This window comes from Bradyrhizobium sp., from assembly GCF_049512235.1.
Classification (GTDB): domain Bacteria; phylum Pseudomonadota; class Alphaproteobacteria; order Rhizobiales; family Xanthobacteraceae; genus Bradyrhizobium.
The window spans coordinates 1-2950 of sequence record NZ_JBEKXH010000676.1 but is presented as its reverse complement, the minus strand read 5'-3'; the positions used below and the strand labels follow the sequence as shown (position 1 = coordinate 2950).

The window sequence follows — 2950 nt, the reverse complement described above, 5'->3', positions numbered from 1 at the left end:
GTCAAAGAAGTCTTGAATTCCCTGTTTGATGTTCAGCATCGCTTGACGGCGGACGGGATCCTGGACGAGATCCAACGCCTTTGCGAACGCCACTTCGGTGTCCGCCTTTCGCTTCGCGAAGCGTTGCTCGTCGTCTTCCCTGCCGGTCTGGATGAAATTGATGATCCGGCGGTCGGCGCCTGAAAGCTCGCGAAACGAGACGATAATATATCCCAGATAGTTGCCGGCGCGGACACTCTCCAGAAGTGTTTCCGATGTCTCGGTCAGGGCATGCCATGCCGTGCCGGCGATCGCCAACGAAAACAGCAGGAGGATGGCAGCCAAAGCTGCAATCCGCCCGCGAACTGAAATGGAAGCCATCTTTAGACCCACGGTCTGTGCCACACAAAAGCTCTCGCCAATGCCCTCAGAATTTGGGCGGATGGGATGAGCCTTTCTGGGTACAGTCCTCAACACCAAGGCGACGGCGATATGGCGTAATCCCGACCGCATTGTGCCGACCGGCCGGCTGTCGAAATTTGCAGCAGCATGACGTGAAGATAGCTGCCCCAGAATGCCGGGATGCGAATCGATCAAGGTGCCGTCGAGGTCCAGAAGAACGGAGCAAGTCATGATCCGAGGTTAGCAGCCAAAAGCAAACGGGTACACGTGAACGCCATCTGCCCCAATCCAGCCACTTCGCGCAACACACGTCCCAAATTGGCGCATCGGCTCGATCCGGACGCTGAAGTGCCCAAAACACCCGCTGGCCAATTCAGCCTGAATTGGGCATGTTGCGCCTAACGAGATCAACAATGGCTTCGGCGGCAAAAGCCGCGAGGCTTCGCGGAGGGACTATTGCCGGTTCGACACTATGACTGGATCGCCCATTTCGGCCGAAGAACACCGGACAAGGTGGCGGTGATCGATCTCGGAAGCGGGCGGCGGTTCACCTACGCGCAATTCGACGCGCGCATCGCGCGGCTGGCCACGCATCTGCGTGACCGGCTGGCGATCAAGCGCGGCGACCGGGTCGCGGTGCTGGCGCTGAACACGACCGATACGCTGGAGGTGCAGTTCGCCTGCGGACGGCTCGGCGCCGTGCTGCTGCCGCTGAACACCCGCCTGACCGTGCCGGAGCTGCACTACATCGTCGGCGATGCCTCGCCCTCGCTGATGATCCACGACACCGAGCTCGCCCAAACCGCGCTCGCGGTCGCCGGGCTGTGCAAGGTCGGCGCCACTCTGTCGCTGGGGCCCGATGGTTCCTACGAGGCCGCGATCGCGGCCTCACACCCGCTCGAGCCTTCCGAGATCGTGACACTCGATGACATCTCGACCATCATGTACACCTCGGGCACCACCGGCCGGCCCAAGGGCGCCATCATCACCCATGGCATTTTTTACTATATCGTCGACCGCTGGAAGGACATGTATATTTCCGGCGGCGAGAACGTCTATCCGGCCGAGGTCGAAAACGTGCTGCACCAGCTGCCCGCGATCGCCGAAGCCGCGGTGATCGGTATTCCCAATGCGCAGTGGGGCGAATGCGGCATGGCCATCATCGCCGTGAGGCCGGGACATCCCATCACGGAAGCCGAGATTCACGCGCACTGCGCCGCCAACCTGGCGCGGTTCAAATGCCCGGCGCGGATCGAGTTCGTGCAAGCCCTGCCGCGCAACGCAACGGGCAAGATCCATAAGCCGACCCTGCGGCAGCAGTTTGGTTCGCCGGGAGCTGTTGACACAACCAATCTTATGCGGACAGCCTGACCGCAAATGCACCCACCGTCATTGCGAGCGCAGCGAAGCAATCCACGAAAGCGAGTCTAAATCTGGATTGCTTCGTTGCAAGGGCTCCTGGCAATGACGTTGAGAGACCACCTTACCCCCGCCCACCATCTTCAACGAAGGACCGTCGCATGATCAAAAATAACAGACCCTCCCGCCTTGCCTCGCTCGCCGCTGCGGCGGCTTTCAGCCTGGCGGCGACGCAAGGCGCGCTGGCGCAGAAGAAATACGACACCGGCGTCACCGACACCGAGATCAAGATCGGCAACGTCGAGGCCTATAGCGGCCCGGCTTCCGCCTATGGCGTCATCGGCAAGACCGAGGACGCCTATTTCAAGATGATCAACGACCAGGGCGGCATCAACGGCCGCAAGATCGACTTCATCAGCTACGACGACGGTTACAGCCCGCCGAAGACGGTGGAGCAGGTGCGCAAGCTGATCGAGAGCGATGAAGTGTTTCTGGTGTTCAACGCGCTGGGCACCCCGACCCAGACCGCGGTGCAGAAGTATCAGAACATGAAGAAAGTCCCGCAGCTGTTCGTCGCCACCGGCGCCAGCAAGTGGAACGATCCAAAGGATTTTCCCTGGACCATGGGCTTCCAGCCGAGCTACCGGGTCGAGGCCCGGATCTTCGCGAAATACATCCTGAAGACAAAACCCGACGCCAAGGTCGCGGTGTTCTACCAGAATGACGATTTCGGCAAGGATTACGTCGCCGGCGTCAAGGACGTGTTCGGCGACAACGCCTCCAAGATCATCATTGCCGAGGAAACCTACGAGACCAGCGAGCCCTCGATCGATTCCCACATCGTCAAGCTGAAGGGCACCGGCGCCGACGTCTTGATCAATATCTCGACGCCGAAATTCGCCGCCCAAACCATCAAGAAGCTGGCGGAGCTGCAATGGAAGCCGATGCATCTGATGACCGACGTCTCGATCTCGATCGGCGCTGTCATGAAACCCGCCGGCCTCGATGCTTCCGAAGGCGTGTTGTCGGCCGGCTACCTCAAGGATGCGTCCGATCCGCAGTGGAAGGACGATGCCGGCATGAAGAAATTCATGACTTTCGCCGACAAGTACATGCCGGGCTCCGACATCTCCGACGCCAATCTGGTCTACGGCTTCTCCGCGGCACAAACCATGGTGCAGGTGCTGAAGCAGTGCGGCGACAATCTGAC

Annotated in this window: 3 protein-coding genes; 2 read left to right on the top strand and 1 reads right to left on the bottom strand. The window is 60.3% G+C overall.

Features of this window, described 5'->3' with window-relative positions; translation table 11 throughout:
- Positions 1–576: hypothetical protein (locus tag ABSG20_RS33765; protein ID WP_423868773.1), on the bottom strand; the 576-nt coding region annotated here is incomplete at its 3' end.
- Between the two features lie 261 nt (positions 577–837).
- Here ABSG20_RS33765 and ABSG20_RS33760 point away from each other — a divergent pair.
- Together ABSG20_RS33760 and ABSG20_RS33755 are read left to right on the top strand one after the other, a co-directional pair.
- Positions 838–1752, top strand: coding sequence for an AMP-binding protein (locus tag ABSG20_RS33760; protein WP_423868772.1), 915 nt, complete (start codon positions 838–840; stop codon positions 1750–1752).
- A gap of 149 nt (positions 1753–1901) precedes the next feature.
- Positions 1902–2950 (top strand): ABC transporter substrate-binding protein (locus ABSG20_RS33755; protein WP_423868771.1); only part of this gene is annotated, 1049 nt, incomplete at its 3' end.